The organism is Pseudomonas sp. B2021 (genome assembly GCF_018135665.1).
Taxonomy (GTDB): domain Bacteria; phylum Pseudomonadota; class Gammaproteobacteria; order Pseudomonadales; family Pseudomonadaceae; genus Aquipseudomonas; species Aquipseudomonas lactis.
On the sequence record NZ_SMOF01000001.1, the window covers coordinates 3,360,897 to 3,383,406 of the forward strand.

The 22,510-nt window shown below is 60.3% G+C and carries 18 protein-coding genes; 11 read left to right on the top strand and 7 right to left on the bottom strand.

Annotation, left to right across the window (positions count from 1 at the left end):
• The first annotated feature begins 5 nt into the window (after positions 1 to 5).
• Both E1K68_RS14995 and E1K68_RS15000 read left to right on the top strand, forming a co-directional pair.
• Entirely contained in the window at positions 6 to 3,185 is a 3,180-nt protein-coding gene (locus E1K68_RS14995; RefSeq protein ID WP_212614213.1) for an efflux RND transporter permease subunit, read from the top strand.
• Positions 3,182 to 4,597, top strand: a complete 1,416-nt coding sequence (locus E1K68_RS15000; RefSeq protein ID WP_212614212.1) for a TolC family protein — start codon at positions 3,182 to 3,184, stop codon at positions 4,595 to 4,597. The genes E1K68_RS14995 and E1K68_RS15000 overlap by 4 nt, the downstream gene beginning before the upstream one ends.
• A 147-nt stretch (positions 4,598 to 4,744) precedes the next feature.
• On the opposite strand, the gene E1K68_RS15005 is transcribed toward E1K68_RS15000, so the two are convergent.
• A complete protein-coding gene (locus tag E1K68_RS15005; RefSeq protein ID WP_169911997.1) occupies positions 4,745 to 5,767 on the bottom strand; it encodes an AraC family transcriptional regulator in 1,023 nt (340 codons plus the stop codon).
• A gap of 168 nt (positions 5,768 to 5,935) precedes the next feature.
• Here E1K68_RS15005 and efeU point away from each other — a divergent pair, with 168 nt between their 5' ends.
• Genes efeU through efeO (E1K68_RS15025) form a run of 4 tightly spaced genes read left to right on the top strand, consistent with a single transcriptional unit; the run spans position 5,936 to position 10,154 of the window.
• Positions 5,936 to 6,781 carry an iron uptake transporter permease EfeU gene (gene efeU, locus E1K68_RS15010; RefSeq protein WP_212614211.1) on the top strand — a complete coding sequence of 282 codons (846 nt, stop codon included), beginning with the start codon at positions 5,936 to 5,938 and terminating at the stop codon, positions 6,779 to 6,781.
• 10 nt (positions 6,782 to 6,791) lie between these two features.
• The gene (efeO, locus tag E1K68_RS15015; protein ID WP_003191079.1) at positions 6,792 to 7,994 is read left to right on the top strand and encodes an iron uptake system protein EfeO; all 1,203 of its coding nucleotides are present in this window, start codon (positions 6,792 to 6,794) and stop codon (positions 7,992 to 7,994) included.
• A 14-nt stretch (positions 7,995 to 8,008) separates the two neighbouring features.
• A complete protein-coding gene (gene efeB / locus E1K68_RS15020) occupies positions 8,009 to 9,313 on the top strand; it encodes an iron uptake transporter deferrochelatase/peroxidase subunit (protein WP_120248198.1) in 1,305 nt (434 codons plus the stop codon).
• 25 nt (positions 9,314 to 9,338) lie between these two features.
• Positions 9,339 to 10,154, top strand: coding sequence for an iron uptake system protein EfeO (gene efeO, locus E1K68_RS15025; protein ID WP_212614210.1), 816 nt, complete (start codon positions 9,339 to 9,341; stop codon positions 10,152 to 10,154).
• Positions 10,155 to 10,225: 71 nt separating this feature from the next.
• Here the strand turns inward: efeO (E1K68_RS15025) and pssA are convergent, their stop codons facing one another.
• Positions 10,226 to 11,569 carry a CDP-diacylglycerol--serine O-phosphatidyltransferase gene (gene pssA, locus E1K68_RS15030; RefSeq protein ID WP_003191076.1) on the bottom strand — a complete coding sequence of 448 codons (1,344 nt, stop codon included), beginning with the start codon at positions 11,567 to 11,569 and terminating at the stop codon, positions 10,226 to 10,228.
• 125 nt (positions 11,570 to 11,694) lie between these two features.
• Between pssA and E1K68_RS15035 the strand changes: the two genes are divergently transcribed.
• Entirely contained in the window at positions 11,695 to 12,258 is a 564-nt protein-coding gene (locus E1K68_RS15035) for a TetR/AcrR family transcriptional regulator (RefSeq protein WP_003191075.1), read from the top strand.
• A gap of 54 nt (positions 12,259 to 12,312) precedes the next feature.
• Entirely contained in the window at positions 12,313 to 12,792 is a 480-nt protein-coding gene (locus E1K68_RS15040) for a nuclear transport factor 2 family protein (RefSeq protein WP_003191073.1), read from the top strand.
• Between the two features lie 176 nt (positions 12,793 to 12,968).
• On the opposite strand, the gene E1K68_RS15045 is transcribed toward E1K68_RS15040, so the two are convergent.
• Together E1K68_RS15045 and E1K68_RS15050 are read right to left on the bottom strand one after the other, a co-directional pair.
• Positions 12,969 to 14,126 (bottom strand): PQQ-dependent sugar dehydrogenase, encoded by a 1,158-nt coding sequence (locus E1K68_RS15045; RefSeq protein WP_034135553.1) that lies wholly within the window; start codon positions 14,124 to 14,126, stop codon positions 12,969 to 12,971.
• Between the two features lie 12 nt (positions 14,127 to 14,138).
• A complete protein-coding gene (locus E1K68_RS15050) occupies positions 14,139 to 14,450 on the bottom strand; it encodes a hypothetical protein (RefSeq protein WP_003191071.1) in 312 nt (103 codons plus the stop codon).
• A gap of 185 nt (positions 14,451 to 14,635) precedes the next feature.
• Here E1K68_RS15050 and E1K68_RS15055 point away from each other — a divergent pair, with 185 nt between their 5' ends.
• Together E1K68_RS15055 and ligD are read left to right on the top strand one after the other, a co-directional pair.
• Entirely contained in the window at positions 14,636 to 15,475 is an 840-nt protein-coding gene (locus tag E1K68_RS15055; protein ID WP_003191069.1) for a Ku protein, read from the top strand.
• A gap of 24 nt (positions 15,476 to 15,499) precedes the next feature.
• Positions 15,500 to 18,040: a DNA ligase D gene (gene ligD, locus E1K68_RS15060; RefSeq protein ID WP_212614209.1), complete on the top strand. Its 2,541-nt coding sequence runs from the start codon at positions 15,500 to 15,502 to the stop codon at positions 18,038 to 18,040.
• A gap of 18 nt (positions 18,041 to 18,058) precedes the next feature.
• On the opposite strand, the gene lpxO is transcribed toward ligD, so the two are convergent.
• Positions 18,059 to 18,958, bottom strand: a complete 900-nt coding sequence (lpxO, locus tag E1K68_RS15065) for a lipid A hydroxylase LpxO (protein WP_212614208.1) — start codon at positions 18,956 to 18,958, stop codon at positions 18,059 to 18,061.
• A gap of 253 nt (positions 18,959 to 19,211) precedes the next feature.
• Positions 19,212 to 20,537 (bottom strand): Wzz/FepE/Etk N-terminal domain-containing protein, encoded by a 1,326-nt coding sequence (locus E1K68_RS15070; protein ID WP_003191065.1) that lies wholly within the window; start codon positions 20,535 to 20,537, stop codon positions 19,212 to 19,214.
• A 340-nt stretch (positions 20,538 to 20,877) separates the two neighbouring features.
• Between E1K68_RS15070 and E1K68_RS15075 the strand changes: the two genes are divergently transcribed.
• Positions 20,878 to 21,264 carry a TIGR03067 domain-containing protein gene (locus E1K68_RS15075; protein ID WP_120247994.1) on the top strand — a complete coding sequence of 129 codons (387 nt, stop codon included), beginning with the start codon at positions 20,878 to 20,880 and terminating at the stop codon, positions 21,262 to 21,264.
• Between the two features lie 318 nt (positions 21,265 to 21,582).
• Here E1K68_RS15075 and E1K68_RS15080 read toward each other — a convergent pair whose 3' ends face one another.
• Positions 21,583 to 22,395: a class I SAM-dependent methyltransferase gene (locus tag E1K68_RS15080; RefSeq protein WP_212614207.1), complete on the bottom strand. Its 813-nt coding sequence runs from the start codon at positions 22,393 to 22,395 to the stop codon at positions 21,583 to 21,585.
• Positions 22,396 to 22,510 lie beyond the last annotated feature (115 nt).

Here is a 22,510-nt window from a genome sequence, read left to right on the forward strand (position 1 = left end):
TCAAGATGAATTTTTCCAAGTTCTTCATATCAAGGCCGATCTTCGCAGCGGTGCTGTCGCTGTTGATCCTGATCGCCGGTGCGATCTCGCTGTTCCAGTTGCCGATCAGCGAATACCCGGAAGTGGTGCCGCCGACCGTGGTGGTGCGCGCCAACTTCCCGGGGGCCAACCCCAAAGTCATCGGTGAAACCGTGGCCGCGCCGTTGGAGCAAGCCATCACTGGCGTCGAGAACATGCTCTACATGTCCTCGCAGTCCACCGCCGACGGCAAGCTGACCCTGACCATCACCTTCGCTCTGGGCACCGACCTGGACAACGCGCAGGTGCAGGTGCAAAACCGTGTGACGCGCACCCAGCCCAAGCTGCCAGAGGAAGTGACGCGCATCGGTATTACCGTGGACAAGGCCTCCCCCGACCTGACCATGGTGGTGCACTTGACCTCCCCGGATCAGCGTTACGACATGCTGTACCTGTCCAACTACGCGATCCTCAATATTAAGGATGAACTGGCCCGCCTGGGCGGCGTCGGTGACGTGCAGTTGTTCGGCATGGGCGACTACTCTCTGCGCGTCTGGCTCGACCCGAACAAAACCGCTTCGCGCAACCTGACCGCCACCGATGTGGTCACAGCGATCCGCGAGCAGAACCGCCAGGTGGCTGCCGGTGCCCTGGGCGCCCAGCCCGCGCCGAGCGACACCAGCTTCCAGTTGTCGGTCAATACCCAGGGCCGCCTGGTCACTGAAGAAGAGTTCGAGAACATCGTGATTCGCGCGGGTGCCAACGGTGAAATCACGCGCCTCAAGGACATCGCCAGGGTCGAGCTGGGCTCCAGCCAATACGCGCTGCGCTCGCTGATCGATAACCAGCCCGCCGTCGCGATTCCGATTTTCCAGCGTCCCGGCTCCAATGCCATCGACATCTCCAACGATGTGCGCAGCAAGATGGCCGAGCTGAAAAAGAGCTTTCCGGCGGGGATGGATTATCGCATTGCCTATGACCCGACCATCTTCGTACGCGGTTCCATCGAAGCGGTGGTGCATACCCTGTTTGAAGCACTGATCCTCGTGGTGCTGGTGGTGATCCTGTTCCTGCAGACGTGGCGCGCCTCGATCATCCCCTTGGTGGCGGTGCCGGTATCGTTGATCGGTACGTTTGCGGTGATGCACCTGTTCGGGTTCTCACTCAACGCCCTGTCACTGTTTGGCCTGGTACTGGCCATCGGTATCGTGGTGGACGACGCCATCGTGGTGGTGGAGAACGTCGAGCGTAATATCGAGCTGGGTCTGGAGCCCTTCCCGGCGACCGAAAAAGCCATGAGTGAAGTGACCGGCCCCATCATCGCCACGGCGCTGGTGCTGTGTGCGGTGTTCATTCCGGCCGCCTTTATCAGTGGCTTGACCGGGCAGTTCTACAAGCAGTTCGCCTTGACCATCGCGATCTCAACCGTGATCTCGGCGTTCAACTCCCTGACCCTGTCTCCTGCACTGGCCGCTGTGTTGCTGCGCGGTCACGACGCGCCGAAGGATCGGTTCTCGAAGTTCCTCGACAAGGTCTTCGGCGGCTGGCTGTTCCGTCCCTTCAACCGCTTTTTCGAAAAGGCCAGCCATGGCTACGTAGGCACCGTGCGCCGAGTGATTCGCGGCAGCGGTATTGCGTTGTTCGTCTACGCAGGTTTGATGGTGCTGACGTTCTTCGGGTTTGCCCACACGCCGACCGGTTTCGTACCGGCCCAGGACAAGCAGTACCTGGTGGCCTTCGCCCAATTGCCCGACGCCGCAAGCCTGGACCGCACCGAAAACGTGATGAAGCGCATGTCGGAGATCGCCCTGAAACAACCCGGCGTGGAAGCTGCAATTGCCTTCCCCGGCCTGTCGATCAACGGGTTCACAAACAGCCCGAACAGCGGCATCGTGTTCGTGACCTTGAAGCCCTTCGATGAGCGTAAAGACCCAAGCATGTCTGCCGGTGCGATTGCCGGTGCACTGAACGGCCAATACGCCAATATCGAAGAAGCCTACATGGCGATCTTCCCGCCGCCGCCGGTACAAGGCCTGGGCACCATCGGGGGCTTCCGTCTGCAAATCGAAGACCGTGGCAACCTCGGCTATGACGAGCTGTATAAAGAAGTGCAGAACGTGATTACCAAGAGCCACAGCGTGCCTGAACTGTTCGGCCTGTTCACCAGCTACACGGTCAACGTGCCGCAAGTGGACGCGGCTATCGACCGCGAAAAGGCCAAGACCCACGGCGTGGCGATCAGTGACATCTTCGACACCCTGCAGGTCTACCTGGGCTCGTTGTATGCCAACGACTTCAACCGCTTCGGGCGCACCTATCAGGTCAACGTGCAGGCTGAGCAACAGTTCCGCCAGGACTCCGACCAGATCGGCCAGCTGAAAGTGCGCAATAACAGAGGCGAGATGATCCCCCTGGCGACCTTTATCAAGGTCAGCGACACCTCGGGCCCGGACCGCGTGATGCACTACAACGGCTTCATCACCGCAGAAATCAACGGCAACGCCGCGCCGGGCTACAGCTCCGGCCAGGCCCAGGCCGCGATTGAAAAACTGCTCAAAGATGAACTGCCCAACGGCATGACCTACGAGTGGACCGACCTGACCTATCAGCAAATCCTCTCAGGCAATACCGCGCTGTTCGTGTTCCCGCTCTGCGTACTGCTGGCGTTCCTGGTGCTCGCGGCCCAATACGAAAGCTGGAGCCTGCCACTGGCGGTGATCCTGATCGTACCGATGACGCTGCTGTCGGCCATTACCGGGGTGATCATCTCGGGCGGCGACAACAATATCTTCACCCAGATCGGCCTGATCGTACTGGTGGGCCTGGCGTGCAAGAACGCGATCCTGATCGTCGAGTTCGCCAAGGATAAACAGCAGGAAGGCCTCGACCCGCTCGCTGCGGTACTGGAAGCCTGCCGCCTGCGTCTGCGGCCGATCCTGATGACCTCATTCGCGTTCATCATGGGTGTGGTGCCGTTGGTGCTCTCCAGCGGTGCCGGTGCCGAGATGCGCCATGCCATGGGCGTGGCGGTGTTCTCCGGGATGATCGGTGTGACCTTCTTCGGTCTGTTGCTGACGCCAGTGTTCTACGTACTGATCCGTCGCTATGTCGAGCGCAGTGAAGCGCGCAAAGCGGCCAAGGCCTTGAAGCTGGAGACACAGCAATGAGTGTGAAAATATTCCTGCCGAGCCTGCTGGTACTGGCGCTCGCCGCCTGTGCCGTAGGCCCGGACTACAAGACCCAGCAACTGGAGGCGGCCAACATCACGGCCGCCGCCGACACCAAAAGCTACGACCACGCCAAATACGAAGGCATCTGGTGGCAGCAGTTTGACGACCCGACCCTCAACCAGTTGGTGACCCAGTCCCTGAGCGGCAACCGTGATTTGCGCGTGGCCTTCGCCCGTCTGCGGGCGGCACGGGCCATCCGTGATGATGCGGCCAACGATATCATGCCGGTGGTCACCTCCCGGGCCAGCAGCGATGTGGGCAAGGGCCAGATTCCAGGGCAGACCACCAAGCGTGTCAACAGCGAGCGCTACGACCTGGGCCTGGACATGGCCTGGGAAGTGGATTTGTTCGGGCGTATCCGTCGCAACCTGGAAGCCAGCGACGCCGACCAACAAGTCGCCGAAGCCGACCTGTACCAACTGCAAGTCACCATGATTGCCGAACTGGTGGATGCTTACGGTCAACTGCGTGGAGCGCAACTGCGTGAACGCATCGCCCTGGACAACCTGAAGAACCAGCAGGAATCGCGCACCATCACCGTCAGCCTGCGCGACGCCGGCGTGGGTGATCAGCTCGACGTCGAACGCGCCGACGCCCGCCTGGCAGCGGTTGAAGCCAGCGTGCCGCAACTGCAGGCCGAACAAGTGCGCGAGCGCAACCGCATCGCCACCCTCCTCGGCCAGCGCCCCGACAAGCTGAGCGTGGACCTGAGCCCGAAAGACCTGCCAGCGATTGCCAAGGCGTTGCCGATTGGCGACCCGGGGCAACTGCTGCAACGGCGCCCGGACATCCTCAGCGCCGAACGCAAACTGGCCGCCGCCACCGCACGTATCGGCGTGGCCAAGGCCGACCTGTTCCCACGGGTGAGCCTCAGCGGCTTCCTCGGCTTCACTGCCGGGCGCGGTTCGCAGATCGGCTCGGCCGCGGCGAATGCCTGGTCCCTGGGCCCGAGCATCACCTGGGCCGCGTTTGACCTGGGCAGCGTGCGTGCGCGTTTGCGCGGTGCGAATGCCGAAGCCGATGGCGCGCTGGCGACCTATGAACAGCAAGTGCTGCTGGCCCTGGAAGAGTCCGAGAACGCCTTCAGCGATTACGGCAAGCGCCAGCAACGCCTGGTCTCGCTGATCCGCCAAAGCGAATCCAGCCGCGCCGCCGCCGACCTCGCCGCGATCCGCTACCGCGAAGGCACCGTGGACTTCCTGGTACTGCTCGACGCCCAGCGCGAACGCCTGGCCGCCGAAGATTCCCAGGCCCAGGCCGAAGTGGATCTGTATCGCGGCATTGTGGCGATCTACAAGGCGTTGGGTGGTGGCTGGCAGCCGGATACGGTGGTGGCCAGCAACCAGTGAGGTAAAGAGCTCCTTTGGTTGGTCGCATCCAGCCAATTTTTAGCCCTGCGGTCCATTCGGTCGTGGGGCTTTTTTTTGCCACCGATCGTCCCACGCAGAGCGTGGGAACGATCAAGTGAGAAACATCCTAATCCCGCAGGGTGGAAGTTAGAGGCGACTCGTCTCGCTCAAAATCAAACTCCGATAATGCCCCGGATTCGATCCCACCCACTTACGAAACGCCTTATAAAACGAACTCGCATCGGCAAACCCCAACCGCGTGGCTATCTCGGCAAAGCTGATCTGGGGTTCGGCCAACCACACAATCGCCAGTTCTTTGCGCACGCTGTCCTTGAGGCCCTGATAGGTCTGCCCTTCTTCCGCCAGGCGGCGGCGTAGTGTGGACGCAGAAATACACAACCTGGCGGCAAGCCCCTCGGTTTCCGGCCAGGTGTCGGGGGGCATCTGCCGAAGGTCGTGCTTGATGCGCGTGGCGAGGCTTTCCGGGTCGCGGTATTTCACCAGGATGTTAGCCGGTGCATGAGCGAGAAAACGTTGGAGCTCCTGCGGGCTGCGCTTGATCGGCAGGTCCAGGCAGTCGGCTGAAAAGATCATGCGGGTGCGTGGTCGATCAAAGCGCAGGTTGTCAGAGAACATCACCTGATAATCGTCACAGAAGTCCGGCTGAGCGCAGCGCAGTTCAATGGCGAGGATCGGAATACGCCGCCCCGCCAGCCAGCAGGCGACGCCGTGGACGATCATCCAGTAGGTGAAGTAGGTAAACGCACGCTTGGGTTCATGCTCAGGTTCGAGCAGGACGATCTCCGCCAGGCTCTGTTGGCGCACCAGCTGGGCCGGAAGGTGCTCCAGCATCAGCGAGAGAAACCCCAAGCCAGTTTCCAGGCCCGCAGCCAGGCTCGGTTGCGCCATGGCGGCGCGACACAGGAACGCCAGGCTGCCGGACTTGAGCTTGCGCGGGTCCATGCCAAAGAACTCATCGTCCCTGCGCCGCGCCAGCAAACGCCACAGGCGTGCATAGGCGGTGGCCGCCACGCGAGCGTCGGGCTGCTCAAGCAACGCCGGGGCAATCCCGACTTTGCTCAATGCCTCAACGGTGGCGGCTCCCGGCGCGCAACTGTGCAACAACGCTTCGCGCACGAGGTGGATGGAGATGGTGTCTTTTTCCGACATGGGGCGTTGAGCTGTCCGGCTGCGGTGTGGTTGGCCTGCATCATAAGGGCGGTTGCGCTTCGCCACCACTGTTCAGCCCACGTTCAGCAAAGGTCAATATTTCTTGTTTAGCAATGAGTATCATTATGTTACAAATTAGCTCCCTAACTAGTTGCGCCTGGGTGCCCGATGCTCGTTCCTTTTTTAATCATGCTGCGCGAAGGCATTGAAGCCGCCTTGATCGTTGGCATCATCGCCAGTTACCTGCAACAGACCGGGCGTGGCCAGTGGATGCCTGCGGTTTGGATCGGCGTATTCCTTGCGGCAGCGCTGGCGCTGCTGGTGGGCGGCGGCCTGGAATTGGTCAGTGCGGAATTCCCGCAAAAGCAGCAGGAATTGTTTGAAGGTGTCGTCGGGTTGGTGGCCGTGGGCATCCTCAGTTCCATGGTGTTCTGGATGCGCAAAGTGGCGCGCTCGATTAAACACTCGCTGCATGAATCCCTCGACCATGCGCTGGCCGGCTCCAGGCATCAGGTGTTCGCCCTGATCGCCATGGTGTTTTTTGCCGTGGCCCGCGAAGGGCTGGAGACGGTGTTCTTTCTGTTAGCCGTGTTTCAGCAAAGCGAAGGCCCGGGCGCTCCGGTGGGCGCCCTGCTCGGCCTGGTCCTGGCCATTGTCGTGGGTTTCCTGATCTATTCCGGCAGCATGCGCCTGAACCTTAGCGCGTTTTTCCGCTGGACTGGCCTGTTCATCCTGGTGGTCGCGGCCGGCATTCTCGCCAACTCGGTGCAAGCCTTGCACGAAGCCGGTGTGTGGAACCACTGGCAGACCGTGCTGTTCGATTTCAGCGCTGCATTACCCATGGACAGCCCGCTCGGCTCGGTACTGGCCGGCATGTTCGGTTACCAGGAGGCGCCGACTGTCAGCACCCTGGGCGCCTATGTGATTTACCTGGTGGTGGCCCTGGTGATGTTCTTCCTGCCCTCGGCCCCTAGCCAGCCCGCTGCCAACACCTCTTCCGTTTCCAGCCAGTAAGGACCGTCTCTTGTCCAACCCAACCCCTCAATCGGCCCCGCCGTCCCGCGCCTTGCGCTGGGGCGTGGCTGGCTCGGTGGTGGTGATGATCGCCGCCGGTGGCCTGTTCTACTACGCCTCGCAATTGGCCGCGACCAAGCGCCAGACCAACCACAATGAAATCGCGGTCACGATTCACAGTCACGCCTGCGAGCCCAACGCCCTCACCGTGCCGGCCGGGCGCGCAAGCTTTCGTATCATCAACCGCTCCGACCGTGCGGTGGAGTGGGAAATCCTCGACGGCGTGCTGGTGGTCGAGGAACGGGAAAATATTGCCCCAGGCCTGAGCCAGGTGATCAACGCCAACCTGTTGCCCGGCGACTACGCCATTACCTGTGGCCTGTTGAGCAACCCGCGTGGCACCTTGCATGTCACGCCCACGGCAGAGTCCGACGCCCAGGCTAAGGCCAAGCCGTCGATGGTGGCCTTTATCGGCCCGTTGTCTGAGTTTCGCGTATACCTGAGCGGCCAAGGCAGTGCCCTGGTCAAGGCCGTAACGGCGCTGCAACAGGCCATCGCCGCCGGTGATCTGGCCCAGGCGCAGGCCATGTATGTGCCGGCCCGTGAGGCGTATCAGCGCCTGGCGCCTGCCTCTCAACGCCTGGCCGAATTGGATAACGCGATCAACGCCCGCGCCGACTACTTTGAAAAGCGCGAGCAGGACCCCGCCTTCAGCGGCTTCCACCGCCTCGAATACAGCCTGTTCCAGCAGCACAGCCTCGATGGCCTGGCGCCGGTCGCCCAGCGCCTGGTTACCGACGTCACCACGCTCAAGCAACAGTTACTGGCCCAGTCCCTGCCACCGGAGCAACTGGTGAGCATTGTGGTGCGCAACCTCAATAGCCTGGCGGACGTGCGTGCGGCGAGCGGTGAAGAAGAACGCTACAGCCACATCGACTTGAACGGCTTTGCCGCCAATCTGCAGGTCGCGCACAAAGTGGTCGACCTGATGCGCCCGTTGCTGGGCAAGTCCGCCGCCGACCTGTTGCCCACTATCGACAGCGCGCTCAACGCCTTCGACACCGAACTCGAGGGGCTCAAGGTGAATGACCGCTACCCAACCTACGACAAGGTTACAGCCGATCAGCGCAAGCAGATCGCCGATAAGGCCAAGGCACTGGCCGTTGCACTCGATGGAATCGACCCCGCCCTTGGCCTTTCCGGCCTGCAGTGAAGACGACCGCATACATGAGTGATAAAGAACAGTTTGACCTCCAACGTCGCCGCGTCCTGTTGGGCATGGCGGCCACCGGCGCGGCGATTGCCGGCAGCAGCCTGTCCTGCCCGGCGATGGCAGCAGTGGCCGAGCAAGTCACCACGGCCCCGCGTAGCGACAAGACCCAGGACCACCAAGCGTTTTTCGGCAAGCACCAAAGCGGCATCGTCACCCCGCGCCCGGCCTGCGGCATGGTCGTGGCGTTCGATGTACTGGCCAGCGACCGCGAAGACCTGGAACGCCTGTTCCGCACCCTCAACGAGCGCATCGCGTTCCTGATGACCGGCGGCACCGTGCCCCAGGTCGACCCGAAATTGCCGCCTACCGATTCCGGCATCCTTGGCCCGGTGGTCACGCCGGATAACCTGACCATCACCGTGTCGGTCGGCGAATCGTTGTTCGATGAGCGCTTTGGCCTAGCGGCGGCCAAACCCAAGCGCCTGAGTCGCATGGTCGGTTTTCCCAACGATGCGCTGGAGCCCGCGCAGTGCCATGGCGACCTGAGCCTGCAGTTCAGCTCCAACACGCCAGACACCAATATCCACGCCCTGCGTGACATCGTCAAAAACCTGCCCGACCTGCTGCTGGTGCGCTGGAAGCAAGAAGGCAGCGTGCCGCCCCAGGCACCGTCCAAGCCCGGCGAACCGGCGCAGAGTGCGCGCAACTTCCTGGGCTTTCGCGATGGCTCGGCCAACCCCAATTCCAACGATGACAAGGCCATGGACCAAATCGTCTGGGTACAGCCCACCAGCGACGAACCGGCCTGGGCCGCCCATGGCAGTTACCAGGCCGTGCGCATCATCCGTAACTTTGTCGAGCGCTGGGATCGCACCCCGCTGCAAGAACAGGAAAGCATCATCGGCCGTATCAAACCCACGGGCGCGCCCATGGACGGCCAGCATGAAACCCAGGTCCCGGACTACAGCAAGGACCCTGAAGGCAAGTTGACCAAGCTCGATGCCCACATCCGCCTGGCCAACCCGCGCACCCCGCAGACCCAGGCCAACCTGATCCTGCGGCGGCCGTTCAACTACTCCAACGGCGTCAACAAAAACGGTCAACTGGACATGGGCTTGTTGTTCATCTGCTACCAGGCTGACCTGGAGAAAGGCTTTATCAGCGTGCAAACCCGACTCAACGGCGAGCCGCTGGAGGAGTACCTCAAGCCCGTGGGTGGCGGGTATTTCTTCACGTTGCCCGGGGTCACCGGCCCTAAGGATTTCATCGGGCGCACGCTGCTCGCGGCAACGCACTCTCAAAATCCTGCCAAGACCTAAAACACACCAGAGCGGAATGTCTCCCATGAAGAAGTCGTCTATCGCGTTGTTGTTACTCAGCCTTTCGCCACTGGCAAGCTTCGCCGCTACTGCGCCGTTGGACCTGGTGGGCCCGGTGTCGGATTACAAGATCTACGTCACCGAAGAAATCGGCGAACTGGTCACCCAGACCCAGGCGTTCACCGACGCCATCAATAAGGGCGACCTGGCCACGGCCAAGAAGCTCTATGCGCCGACTCGCGTACATTATGAGTCCATTGAGCCGATCGCCGAGCTGTTCAGCGACCTCGACGCGTCCATCGATTCGCGTGTGGACGATCATGAAAAAGGCGTGACGGCCGAAGACTTCACCGGCTTTCACCGCATTGAATACGCGCTGTTCTCGCAGAACTCGACCCAGGGCCTGCAAGCGCTGACCGCCAAGCTCAACGCCGATGTGAATGACCTCAAGACCCGCGTCGATGGCCTGACTTTCCCGCCGGAGAAAGTCGTCGGTGGTGCTGCTGCGTTGCTTGAAGAAGTCGCGGCCACCAAGATCTCCGGTGAAGAAGACCGTTACAGCCATACCGACCTGTACGACTTCCAGGGCAACATCGACGGCGCGAAAAAAATCGTCGAGCTGTTTCGTGGCCAGATCGGGCAGCAAGACCAGGCCTTCCTGGCCAAGGTCGACAAAAACTTTGCCAGCGTCGACAAGATCCTGGCCAAGTACAAAACCAAGGATGGCGGCTTCGAGACCTATGACAAGGTCAAGGACAACGACCGCAAGGCCCTGGTCGGCCCGGTTAACACCCTGGCCGAAGACCTCTCGACCCTGCGCGGCAAGCTGGGTTTGAACTAACGGCCGCGCACAAAAAAACACCCAGTCCCTGTCCAAGGGCCCGGGTGTTTTTTTGCCGATAAGTTGCTCGGCTAGAGAATGCGGTACAGCAAGCGCTCGATCCGCACCCGGCTGACACGCCGCAGGAATTTGCCGACAGCGGGCGGGTAATCCACCAGTGTCTGCAATTGCTGGTAACCCTGGATACGCGTGGTGTGCTGGAAAATATTCGCAAGCTCGGCGCTTCGCGGCTCCAGCCATTGGCCTTGAGGGTCGTCGATCAGCAAGCCGTTTTCCAGGTCGAGGCGAAACGCCCGAGGGTTGAGGTTGTTGCCGGTGAGCAAGGTGTAGCGCTCATCCACCCACATGCCCTTGAGGTGATAAGTATTATCGCCGTCGCGCCATAAGTGCAGGTTCAACTGGCCGCTGTTGATCATCGGCTGATGCCGCTTGGCAAAGCGCCGCAGGCTGATCTCGTACAAGTACGGCAACGCCGCAATCACCTTGAAAGGCTCGGTGGGCGGAATGTAGAAGTCGTTGGCAGTCTTGTCGCCCACCACGATGTCGATCTTCACGCCGCGTGCCAGGGCGCGGTTGATCTCACGGGTCACCGGCAATGGCAGGTTGAAATACGGCGTGCAGATGGTCAGTTGCTGCTGGGCGCTGGCGATCAGTTCGAGGATCACCCGGCTCAACGGGTTGTTCTTGCCGACGCCCAGCAAGGGGCTGACCGACAGATGGCCATTGGGCAACTGCCCGGCTGTGGTGTCGTAGGTCGCATGCTTGAGACGGCTGCGCAGGTCGCCGATATCGTTGCGCAGGCTGCGGGTGGTGGGCGGGTTTGGCAGGTCCAGGCGATGCACTGCCTTGGATGCCACCAGGCCGTGTTCCACCAGGTGCTGCATCGAATCGGCCAAGGGTTGGCTATGGATCAGGTGGTAGCGGTCGAAGCGGTATTTGTCGAACTTGTGCAGGTACACGTTGTTCAGGCTGGCGCCGCTGTACAGCACGCTGTCATCGATCACGAAACCCTTGAGATGCAACACGCCGAACAGCTCGCGGGTTTGCACCGGCACGCCGTACACCGGCACTTCGGTAGCGTGGCGCTGGGTCATCGCCTGGTACCAGGCGCTGTTGCCCGGTTGCTTGCCCGCGCCGATCAACCCGCGCTGGGCGCGCAGCCAATCCACCATCACCACGATCTCCAGTTCAGGCCGTGCGGCCTTGGCGGCGTGTAGTGCGTCGTAGATTTCCTGCCCCGCCTCGTCCTGCTGCAAGTACAACGCAACGATGTAGATACGCCGCGTGGCCTGGGCGATTTTCTCCAGCAGGCAGCGACGATAGGCGTCGGCGCTGGGCAGCACCTCAATGGCCTCGTTGGACAACGGAAAACCGCGCAGCTTGGGCAACAGGGAGCGTTTGAAGAACGACGGCATAGGGCTCGCAATGGGTCGAATCCGAAGAGGCCCAAAGCTTACACCATGAGGCTGCTCAGGTCTCGCGGTGGGTAATTTAAAAAACGCTGTTGACCATGAAGAACGATCGTTCTACTGTACTCGACATGAACGATATAACCCAGAATGAAACCCGCGACATTATCCTCGACGTCACCGAGAAGTTGATCTATCGCCACGGCATCGCTGCCACCGGCATGGACTTACTGGTGAAAACCGCCGGTGTGTCGAGAAAAAGTATCTACCGCTACTTCGCCAACAAGGATGAGTTGGTGGTGGCCGCCCTGCAACGCCGCGACGAACGCTGGATGCAGTGGCTGCGCAGCGAAGTGGAACGCCGCGACGACAGCGGCGAGCGCCTGCTGGGGCTTTTCAGCGCGCTCAAAGGCTGGTTCGGCTCGGCAGACTTTCGCGGCTGCGCCTTTATCAACACCAGCGGTGAAACCGGTGACGCCCAAGACCCCGTGCGCCTGTTGGCCAAGGCCCATAAACGCAAACTGTTCGAGTACGCACTTGAACTGTGCCAAGCACATGGCACCCCCGACCCGGAGCAGCAGGCCGCGCAACTGCTGATCCTGATCGATGGCGCCATTACCGTTGCCCTGGTCATGGGTGATTCAACAGCTGCCGATAATGCGCAATGCATGGCGCGAACCTTACTGCAACTGTGAACCCACAGCCCAGGCAACTTTCGACCCAACCTTTATTGCTTTGAGGAGACGCCCATGTCAGCCCAAGAAGAAGTCCGCCCGCCCCTGCCGCCGTTTACCCGCACGTCTGCCATCGAAAAAGTCCGTCTGGCCGAAGACGGCTGGAACTCCCGCGACCCGCAGCGCGTGTCCCTGGCCTATACGCTGGATACGAACTGGCGTAACCGCGCCGAATTTGCCCATAACCGCGAAGAAGCCAAGCAGTTCCTGACCCGCAAATGGGCCAAGGAGCTGGATTATCGACTGATCAAGGAACTGTGGGCCTTCACCGATAACCGCATCGCCGTGCGCTACGCCTATGAATGGCACGATGATTCGGGTAACTGGTTCCGCTCGTACGGCAATGAGAACTGGGAATTCGATGAGAACGGCTTGATGGCCAACCGCTTTGCCTGCATCAACGATATGCCGATCAAGGAAAGCGAGCGCAAATTCCATTGGCCGCTGGGCCGGCGCCCGGATGATCATCCCGGCCTGTCAGAGCTGGGGCTATAACCCCGATTCTGTAGGCAGCGTGAGATCCAATGTGGGAGCTGGCTTGCCTGCGAAAGCGGTGGTGCAGTAACAGATTCAGCGCCTGACACACCGCCTTCGCAGGCAAGCCAGCTCCCACACTTGGATCGCGGGGCATCAATTGGATCAACCTCTGCTAACAGCGCCCTCCCACACGTTTAGTCCTGATTCAGCCCCACCCGATACAACACACCGTCATCCTCATCCGTCAGCACATACAGAAAGCCATCCGGCCCCTGCCGCACATCGCGGATCCGCGCTTTCAATTCGCCCAACAAGCGTTCCTCGTGAACCACCTTGTCACCCTCGAACTGCAAGCGAATCAGCTCCTGGCTGACCAGCGCACCGATAAACAGGTTGTGCTGCCAGGCCTTGAACCGGTCGCCGTCATAGAACGCCATGCCACTGATGCCCGGCGACTTCTCCCACACATGATGGGGTGCCACTGTGCCCTCGGCCGTTTTGCCCTTGGCTTCGGGAATCGGCAGCAGGGAATAGTTGATGCCATGGGTCGCCAACGGCCAGCCGTAGTTCTTGCCGCGCTCGATGATATTGACTTCATCACCGCCACGGGGCCCATGTTCATTTTCCCAGATCGTGCCGCTCCAGGGGTTCAAGGCCAGCCCTTGCGGGTTGCGCTGCCCATAGGACCAGATCTCCGGACGCACGCCGGGCTGACCGACAAAGGGGTTGTCATCCGGCACGCGCCCATCCGGGTAGATGCGCACCACTTTACCTTGCAGCTTGTCCAAGTCCTGGGCCGTGGGGCGGTCGTTGTTCTCACCCAGGGTCACGAACAGGTAGCCGTCACGGTCAAAGGCCAGGCGCGAACCGAAGTGATTGCCCGTAGATAGCTTGGGCTCCTGGCGCAGAATCACCTTGAAGTCCTCCAAGCCGCTCAAGTCAGCCGCCAGGCGCCCACGCCCTACGGCAGTGCCGGCCTTACCGCCCTCACCACCGCCTTCGGCGTACGACAGGTACACCAGGCGGTCCTGCTTGAAGTCTGGCGACAGCACCACATCCAGCAACCCGCCCTGCCCTTTGGCCCACACCTGCGGCACGCCCTTCAAGGGCGCAGAGAGCTTGCCGTCCGGGCTGACAAACCGCAGGTTTCCAGGCCGTTCGGTCACCAGAAAACCTTGCTGGTCGGGCAAAAACGCCAGCGCCCACGGATGGTCCAGACCCTTGGCGATCGGTGTTGCGGTGATGCTACCTTGCTCGCTGGGGAACTGTTGGCTATCGGCGGCATACACCGCGCTCAACGGCAGTAACGCGGTGGCGCACAGGGCGGCCATCAGGGTTTTACGTACAAACATAAGGCGAAATCCTCAGCGGCGATTGCCGTTGGCATCATAGGTGGGCACTTTGGGTGCGGTGGCCGGGCGGCTGGGGGCCGCCTCCTGCTTGGGGTAGCGGTTGCCGATGCCGCCGTTTTCCAGGGTCGGCCGCGGGTTGGCCGGGACAGGCTGAATGCTGGGAACCGCAGGTGCATTGGGCTGGGTGCCCTGCATGCTGTTGGGGTTGGCCCGGTGAATCGGGCCGTGGTCGCTGCTGCGGCCCGGCAGGTTTTGCGCCTGAGCCCATGGCCCAACGGCCAGGCCCAGCGCCAATGCTGCAAGATGACGTACACAAGGGTTCATGGCCAAACCTCTCTATGCCAGGTACTACGTGCTTTCGATAACACGCTACGCCGTGGGTTCGGGTGGTGACACTAAATAGTTTCTCATCAGGTGTAACACGATCTGTCCGAGCATCTATCCGCCGAAACTTTTGCCCTGCGCTGCGAGTCACCAGCACACAGGCTCTTCGTTGAGGAATCACACCTATGCCACGGGCAATCTGGAAAGGCGCCATCAGTTTTGGCTTGGTTCACATCCCGGTATCGCTGGTCTCGGCGACCTCTTCACAAGGCGTCGACTTTGACTGGCTGGACAAGCGCAGCATGGACCCGGTGGGCTACAAGCGCATCAACAAAACCACCGGCAAGGAAGTCACCAAGGAAAATATCGTCAAGGGCGTGGCCTTTGAAAAAGGGCGCTATGTGGTGCTCAGCGAAGACGAGATTCGCTCGGCCCACCCCAAGTCCACCCAGACCATCGAAATCATCGCCTTCGTCGCCAGCGACCAGATCCCCCTGCAAAACATCGACACGCCCTACTTCCTCGCCCCGGATAAACGCGGCGGCAAGGTCTATGCACTGCTGCGCGAAGCGCTGAAAAAAACCGGCAAGGTCGCGCTGGCCAACGTGGTGCTGCACACCAAGCAACACCTGGCTGCGTTGATGCCACTGGAGTCGGCCCTGGTGCTGGTCATGCTGCGCTGGCCCGCCGAAGTGCGCAGCCTGGACGAATTGGAACTGGGCAGCGATGTGACAAAACCGACCCTGGCCAAAGGTGAATTGGACATGGCCAAGCGCCTGGTGGAAGACATGAGCGCCGACTGGCAGCCCGATGAATACCGTGACAGCTTCCAGGACAAGATCCGGGCGCTGGTAGCGAAAAAGGCCAAGGCCGGCAAGATCGAAGACGTGGAAACCGCCGAAGGCGGCGAAGAGCGCAAATCTGCGGATGTCATCGACCTGACCGAACTGCTCAAACGCAGCCTGGCGGGTAAACCTGCGGCGAAAAAGAGCACCGCGAAAAAGTCCAATAACAAGGCCTCTTGAGCCTGCCATTGACGGGAGAACAACATGGCAAAGCCCCTGAGCGAGTACAACCGCAAGCGTGATTTCAAGATCACCGCCGAACCCGCCGGCAGCTCATCCAGCAAACGTAAAGCCTCGGCCTTAAGCTTTGTGATCCAAAAGCATGATGCGCGCAACCTGCATTACGACTTTCGCCTGGAACTTGATGGCGTGCTGTTGAGCTGGGCGGTGCCCAAGGGCCCGAGCCTGGACCCGAGCCAGAAGCGCCTGGCCGTGCATGTTGAAGACCACCCGCTGAGCTATGGCAGTTTCGAGGGCAGCATTCCCGCCGGCCAATACGGTGCGGGGGATGTGATCGTGTGGGATCGAGGCATCTGGCAACCCCACGATGACCCGCGCAAGGCCTACGCGGCGGGCAAACTCAAATTCACCTTGGTCGGTGAAAAACTCTCCGGTGACTGGGCGCTGGTACGCACCCGGCTCAAGGGCAGTGGCGACAAAGAGCAATGGCTGTTGATCAAGGAAAACGATCAGCAGGCGCGCCCGGCCTCTGAGTTCGATATTGTCGAGGCCAAGCCCGCCAGCGTGCTCAGCGATGCGGTGGTGGGTAAGCCAAAAGCCACGGCCAAGGCCAAGGCCAAATCCAAGGCAGCGCCAAAAGCCAAAGCGCCCAAGCGTACCGCTGCCCTGCCGGATGAGTTCGCCCCTCAATTGGCAACCCTGGTGGACCGGGCGCCCGAAGGTGACTGGCGCTACGAGATCAAGTTCGACGGCTACCGCATCATGGCGCGCATTCGCGACGGCGAAGTGCGCCTGTTCACCCGCAACGGCCACGACTGGACCGAGCGCCTGCCGCGTCAGTGCAAAGCCTTACAAGCCCTCAAGCTCAAGGACAGTTGGCTAGATGGCGAAGTGGTCAGCCTCAATGGCGACGGGCTGCCGGATTTCCAGGCGCTGCAAAACGCATTCGATATCGGCTGCAGCCTGGACATCGTCTATTACCTGTTCGATGCCCCGTTTTTGAACGGTCGCGACCAACGCGAAGACCCGGTCGAAGAGCGTCGTGCTGCGCTTAAATCCGCGCTGTCCGGCAGCCGAAGCAAACTGCTGCGCTTCTCCGAAGCCTTTGCCGCCAGCCAGCGCGATATTTTCGAAAGCGCCTGTGACCTGGCCCTGGAAGGGGTGATCGGCAAGCGTGCCGGCAGCCCCTACGTGTCGCGGCGCAGTGACAACTGGATCAAGCTCAAATGCCGCCTGCGCCAGGAATTCGTGATTGTGGGCTATACCCGCCCCCAAGGTTCGCGCAGCGGCTTTGGGGCGCTGCTGCTGGCGGTCAACGATGAGGCAGGCCTGGTGTATGCCGGGCGCGTAGGCACGGGATTTGATCAGGCGGCGCTGAAAAGTGTCTATGCCAAGCTCACCGCGCTTGAGCGCAAGGACTCGCCACTGCAAAAGCCGTTGACCAGTGCCCAGGCCCGAGGCGTGCACTGGGTTGAGCCGAGCCTGGTCGGCGAAGTGCAATTTGCCGAGTGGACCCGTGAAGGCGTGGTGCGCCAGGCCGCGTTTGTGGGCCTGCGTACCGACAAGCCAGCCTCGCAGATCATTCACGAACAGCCGCGTGCGGCCAAGTCGGTCAAGTCGGTCAAGTCCGTCAAGGCACCCGAGGCATCGAAAGCCGGTAAAGCCCAGGCAACGGTGAAGAACGTGAAAATCACCCACCCCGAGCGCATTATCGACAAGCACAGCGGCACGCAAAAACAGCAACTGGCGCAGTTCTACACCGATATCAGCGAATGGATCCTGCCCTTTCTGCGCGGGCGCGCCGTGTCATTGCTGCGGGCGCCAGAAGGCATTGAAGGTGAGCAGTTCTTCCAGAAGCACTCTGAGCGCATGACCATCCCCCACATCAAGCAATTGGACCCGGCGCTGGACCCAGGCCATGCGCGCCTGATGGAGGTAGATAGCGTGGACGCCCTGGTGGGTGCCGTGCAAATGGGTACGGTCGAATTTCACACGTGGGGCGCCACCACGGACAAGATTGAGACGCCTGACCTGTTCGTCCTCGATCTCGACCCGGACCCGGCCCTGCCCTGGAAAGCCATGCTGGAAGCGGCCCAACTGACCCTGTCAGTGTTGGATGAGCTGGGCTTGCAGGCTTTCGTCAAGACCAGCGGCGGCAAAGGCTTGCACCTGATCGTGCCGTTGGCGCGGCGCGATGGCTGGGACACCGTCAAGGCATTTGCCAAAGCCATTGCCCAATTCATGACCCGGCAACTGCCCGAACGCTTTACCGCCACCAGCGGCCCCAAGAACCGCGTGGGCAAGATCTTTATCGACTACCTGCGCAACGCCCGTGGCGCCAGTACCGTGGCGGCGTACTCAGTGCGGGCACGCCCGGGCCTACCCGTGTCGGTGCCGGTGAGTCGAGACGATTTGAAAGGGCTGCGCGGCGCCCAGCAGTGGACGGTGGCGAACCTGCACCAGCGGTTGCAGGCCTTGAAGGACGACCCGTGGGCGGGGTATGCCAATCGGCAGAAGATCAGCAAAAAGATGTGGGACAAGTTGGGCGCGCAACCCCCTGGGTGATCCGCGCCCTGAGCCAGGTCAGATAAGAATGAAGATCAGCGCCAGACCGGCAAAGATCGCCCACTTTTCCAGGTAGTAGCGCGTGCGGTTGCGCTTCTTGAGCTCCTTGCCACGCAGGCGAATCTTGTACAGCCGGGTGAAGGCACGGTTGAGGCCGCCGGTCTTGTCACCCTCATCGTTGGGCGAACCCGCGGCCGCCATCACATTGCGGCTGAACCAGCGGTTGAACGCAGCCGCCCAGCGGTACTTCATCGGCCGTTCGATATCACAGAACAGAATGATGCGGTTCTGTTGGGTGGCGTTTTCCGCGTAGTGAATGTAGGTCTCGTCGAACATCACCGGCTCGCCGTCGCGCCAGTAATAGCTTTCGCCGTCCACATTGATGTAACAGCCTGGATCGTTAGGCGTATCCAGCCCCAGGTGATAGCGGTACGAGCCAGCATACGGGTCGCGGTGACGCACCAGCTTGGAGCCCGGTGGCAGTTCGGCGAACATCGCGGCCTTGATCGAGCCGATGCTTTGCACCAACTCGGTGGTGCGTGGGCACAGCTTCATCGCCGAGGGGTGACTGTCGCCGTACCACTTGAGGTAGAAACGCTTCCAGCCGGTCTTGAAAAACGAGTTGAACCCTACGTCGTTGTATTGCTCCGAGCGTTTGATCTCACCCGCGCGCATCAGATTCTGGCCTTCTTCGCGGATCTCTTCCCAGTGCTCCTGCAATGGGCTCAGGTCTGGAAAGTCGCTGGGCGAGAGGTAGGGACGGCTGGGCTGCTTGGAGAACAGGTACAGGAAACAGTTGATCGGCGCCAGGAACGTCGAGTGATCACTAAGCTGGCGACCCAGCTTGTGTCGCACCCGACCACGCAGGTGTACATACGCAATGGAAGCAACGTAGAGAGCAACAATGATGAGTTTCAAGGGATTCGTCACACGTCAGGGAGAGAACAGGCTGCTCCTGCGGGCCCACAACGGCCGAGGATGGATAAGCAGCACCTGAAATCACAATTCACATACAGGCGACACGCCCGGCGGATAATCGCCTGCGTGCGTCCATTGGCAGTTATTTAGCCACACTTTGTAACCAAAGGTTAACTAAGAATTGTGAAAAGCTGTCTACTGAGTGTGCTGGGGGTAGGCGCAGGCAGGCCCGTGAGCCTGCCTGTTTGAAGGGTTACAGCGGTGTGTCTTTATCCTCGCGGCGATCGCCTAATGCCGTATAAGGGACGGCCTGAGTGCGGCTGCGAACGAAGTAGCGGATCAGCGCAATCATCAGGCCCAGCAACAGCCCGCCGACCAGGCTCAGCGCGATGACCAGCGGTTTTTTCGGCTTGATCGGCGACAGAGGCTCCTGGGCTCGACGGTCAATCGTCACCAGCTTGAGGTTGCTCATGTCGATGTTCAAACCACGCAACCTGGCGACTTCAGCGCGAAGCGGCTCGACGTCCTGCAAGAAGATGTCTTCATTGCCACGCTTGCGCAGCACCTCAACCTCGCGGTTGCTTTCCAGCAGTTGCAGCTCTTTGCCGATCTCGGCAATGCGCGGGTTGGTAAAGTCATCACTGGTACGCTGCTGCAATGCAGCGCGCTCGGCTTCCAACGCCTCGGTCCCCATGAAATACAGCGGGATCTTCTGGTTGTTCACCTCGGTACGCATGACCTGGCTCGAACCCGTGCGGGTGGAGTCGGCCATAGAGGACGGCGTTGTCGGCGTACGAATGCCCATGGACTTGGCAATGCTGATCGCTTCGGCCAATTCGGCCAGGCGGTTGGTGCGCTCCATCTTCATCTGCAAGCGCAAAGCGCTGAGCTCGTCCTGCAGTTGGGCACGCTTGAGCCGGTCGGCTTCCAGCAGCTTGGCGATTTTCGATTCTTTATCGGTATCGTAGTTGGCGCGGGCGGCGTCGATCTTGCCCTTGAGCTCGCTCAAGCGGTTATTGACGATCACCTTCAGGTCAGCACCCACCTGCTGACGCTCGGCGGCAATGGCGTAGTCCACAAAACCGTTGAGAATCGCAACACCGTCGACGTCGGTCGGGTATTGCAGCTCCAGACGAATATAGCTGCTCAACGAATCGGATTTCTTCGGATCGGGCAAAATCAGATTGACCGAATTGCGGTTGAACGCCTCAAAGCTCTGCTCAAGGGTTTGCCCCGGTTTCTTGAACGCCTTGAACAACTCCTCATGGTCCTTGAAGAACCCCAGGCGCGCATCATAAGAGTCCAGCTGTGCACCTACTTTGAGCAACGCATCGGCAGGCGGCAACTTATACACTTCCGAACGGTTCAAGGCGTCTAGCTCGTTGATTGCAGCAGGCCGCAACACACTGCTGACTTCATAGGTCTTGGGTGCCAGAAAGGCATAACCTGCGCCTAATACCCCGGCCAGAAGCGTACACCCGACCACCAGCTTTTTTTGTCGCCAGATGGCGTGAAACAATTCAAATAAATCAATTTCATCAGACGCTGCGGAAGGTGGAAGCGGGGAAGTACGATTCAAAATAAGAACACCTTAAAATAATACTAAAAGGCCATCATTCTCAGAAGTCTAAAAGACTTCAAAAATCAGGGACAACGCCCTGGATACGGCAGACCAATGGCGATGTGACCACTCAGTCCCCTGAAATATCCCACAAACTTAGGGATTATTTCGGTTTCATTTCGGTGAGTAAGCCAAATGACACAGCCATGTCAGACTGATCTGGTTGCAAGCGTAGTCAATACAACATGAAAAAGCTGTCAAATACCTGTCTTATAAAGAAAAAAATTTCGCCTACAGGTGGAACAGTGTCAGCCTCAATACAATTGAACATTTTTTTGAACAGCAATAAGGAGTTTGCATGTCACCGCTTTCAGCCTCGGACTTTCACGCACTGCAAGGCACTTGGGAACAAACCGCCCTTGAAGACAGTGGCGTGCTCAACCCCGTGGATGCCCACAGCGCGCCGGGAGCGATAACGACAATTGCAGGGGATCGCTTCGAAGTGACCACGGTCGGTGGCGAAGTATTATTGGCAGGACGCTTCGTACTGGACGCCAGTACCACGCCCAAAAGCATTACCTGGACGGACGACATAGGTGATGACGCAGGCAAGCAGCTCCCCGCCAGTTACCGGCTCGACGGCGATGATTTCGTATTTATCGCAGCGGATGAAGGCATGCCCAGGCCCACCGTGTTCAGCACCGGCCCGGGGCAAACCATGCGCACCTTCGTACGGCGCTCTTGATCAAATGTGGGAGCTGGCTTGCCAGCGATAGCGGTGGGTCAGTCAACTAATCTGTCACTGATACACCGCTATCGCAGGCAAGCCGGCTCCCACATGTTGGAACGAGGGGCGTCAGGCAGATAGGCGGTGGCTGGCAGGCCGTTACGGGAGCAAGCTCCCTCGCCACAGGTGGACACATAAGACGTGATTATCCGATTTGATCACGGCATTTTCACAAGGCCTTCACTTTTCCACCTATAAGGTCAGGCCTACCTACTCCAGTGAATCACTTGGCCCGCCCTCTCCTCGCGGGCGTTTTTTTGCCAGCGCAAACCTTGATCAGCCATCACGCTTGATCGCTGTCAGGGTAAAGCACAGGGGCATTTGCGCGACCTGATGCTCATACTGTTCGTAAAGTTCTTCCCGGTTGCAATGCGGGTACTCCTGCAAATGAGCGATCCGCAACTGCGCTGCGATAGCCCCGCTGACCACGCTGCCCAGGGTATGTACGTACCAATAGGAGGTCGGCCCGGGCCGCTCATCCTTCCCTTCATAGACAATTGCCTCCTGCAGCACAACGGGTTCACGCTGAAAGTAAGAACTGGCAGGCAGCATCGGGTTGGCCCCACAGGGGTCAAACACCTCGAGAAAGGGATGGGTTTCGTACATGACCAGCGTGCCGCCGGGCTTCAGCACACTGGCAACCTGGCGCATGAACAGCGCCACATCCGGCATCCAACCCAGCACGCCAATGGTCACCAGGGCAATATCGAAGCGTGCCTGCAAACGCTCGGGCAAATGGTGGATATCGGTCTCAATGAACTCAGGGCTATGCGGCGAGACCTCGGCCAATTCCCGCGCCTGTTCAAGAAACGCCCCGGATTGATCGACCCCCACCACCGAACGCGCGCCCAAGCCATACAGCGATAGGCTTTCGCGCCCGTTGTTGCAGCACAATTGCACCACATCCTTGCCCATTACACCCACCTCTTGCAGCAAGGTGGTGATGGTCGGGTCAAGGCAGGAAAAATCAGGCTCGGCTACCGAGGCCAGCAGTGCCGCCCAGGTCGCGGTGTCTTTGTGCAACCCGGCGGATTCGTCCCAGGCATTTCTATTGCTGGCGATCGCCTCTTGCGCTGAGGGCATGTCCATTGCTTCTCCAGAAATTCAGTCCAGTGGGCTTTGGAAAGTAAATTAAATGCGCGCAGGAGGAAACCCTGGCCCACCGCGAAACTTATCACCCAGCCCACCGGTCATTAATCCAACG

Excerpts from the sequence above, each read along its gene's own strand:
- efeB (WP_120248198.1), top strand. The coding sequence starts at position 8,009 with ATGAGTGATAAAGAACAGTTTGACCTCCAACGTCGCCGCGTCCTGTTG.
- efeO (WP_212614210.1), top strand. The coding sequence starts at position 9,339 with ATGAAGAAGTCGTCTATCGCGTTGTTGTTACTCAGCCTTTCGCCACTG.
- E1K68_RS15005 (WP_169911997.1), bottom strand. The coding sequence starts at position 5,767 with ATGTCGGAAAAAGACACCATCTCCATCCACCTCGTGCGCGAAGCGTTG.
- E1K68_RS15080 (WP_212614207.1), bottom strand. The coding sequence starts at position 22,395 with ATGGACATGCCCTCAGCGCAAGAGGCGATCGCCAGCAATAGAAATGCC.
- ligD (WP_212614209.1), top strand. The coding sequence starts at position 15,500 with ATGGCAAAGCCCCTGAGCGAGTACAACCGCAAGCGTGATTTCAAGATC.
- E1K68_RS15035 (WP_003191075.1), top strand. The coding sequence starts at position 11,695 with ATGAACGATATAACCCAGAATGAAACCCGCGACATTATCCTCGACGTC.
- efeU (WP_212614211.1), top strand. The coding sequence starts at position 5,936 with ATGCTCGTTCCTTTTTTAATCATGCTGCGCGAAGGCATTGAAGCCGCC.
- pssA (WP_003191076.1), bottom strand. The coding sequence starts at position 11,569 with ATGCCGTCGTTCTTCAAACGCTCCCTGTTGCCCAAGCTGCGCGGTTTT.
- E1K68_RS15045 (WP_034135553.1), bottom strand. The coding sequence starts at position 14,126 with ATGTTTGTACGTAAAACCCTGATGGCCGCCCTGTGCGCCACCGCGTTA.
- E1K68_RS15000 (WP_212614212.1), top strand. The coding sequence starts at position 3,182 with ATGAGTGTGAAAATATTCCTGCCGAGCCTGCTGGTACTGGCGCTCGCC.
- E1K68_RS15055 (WP_003191069.1), top strand. The coding sequence starts at position 14,636 with ATGCCACGGGCAATCTGGAAAGGCGCCATCAGTTTTGGCTTGGTTCAC.
- E1K68_RS15050 (WP_003191071.1), bottom strand. The coding sequence starts at position 14,450 with ATGAACCCTTGTGTACGTCATCTTGCAGCATTGGCGCTGGGCCTGGCC.
- E1K68_RS15075 (WP_120247994.1), top strand. The coding sequence starts at position 20,878 with ATGTCACCGCTTTCAGCCTCGGACTTTCACGCACTGCAAGGCACTTGG.
- E1K68_RS15040 (WP_003191073.1), top strand. The coding sequence starts at position 12,313 with ATGTCAGCCCAAGAAGAAGTCCGCCCGCCCCTGCCGCCGTTTACCCGC.
- E1K68_RS14995 (WP_212614213.1), top strand. The coding sequence starts at position 6 with ATGAATTTTTCCAAGTTCTTCATATCAAGGCCGATCTTCGCAGCGGTG.